Genomic DNA, 438 nt, shown 5'->3' on the forward strand with positions numbered 1-438 from the left:
CCACAAGACGGGTTGACCTGCGTTACCTCGGCGTCATAGTTCTCGCGCAGACCGCTGTGATGCTTCTCCCGGTAGTGGTCCAGGATGATCTGCTGGTACATCTCTTCGACGTTCATGCCACACCTCCGGCGAAGAAGTTCCGAGCGTACTCGACAGATTCGACGAGGCGGTTCACCTCGTCGGTAGTGGAGTACAAGTATGACGACGCACGGAGGGAGGACTGTATTCCCAATCTCTCATGCAACGGCCTGGCGCAGTGGTGACCGCCTCGCACCGCAACGCCATGACCATCCATGATGCTCATCGCGTCATGTGGATGCACCCCCTCGATGGTGAAAGACACCGTTCCGGTACGAGCGGTGGCGTCACTTGGTCCGAGGATGTGCACTCCCTTGACGGTCTGGAGCTCTTCGAGCATCCGAGCAGCCAGCTCATGTT

1 protein-coding gene is annotated in these 438 nt (G+C 58.7%); it reads right to left on the reverse strand.

The features are described 5' to 3' along the window. Window positions 1-112: 112 nt before the first annotated feature. The coding region (locus QC029_RS30670; RefSeq protein ID WP_279559108.1) for an aminotransferase class V-fold PLP-dependent enzyme at window positions 113-438 on the reverse strand (326 nt) is incomplete at its 5' end.

The sequence above is a fragment of the Streptomyces sp. DH37 genome (assembly GCF_029813835.1).
Classification (GTDB): domain Bacteria; phylum Actinomycetota; class Actinomycetes; order Streptomycetales; family Streptomycetaceae; genus Streptomyces.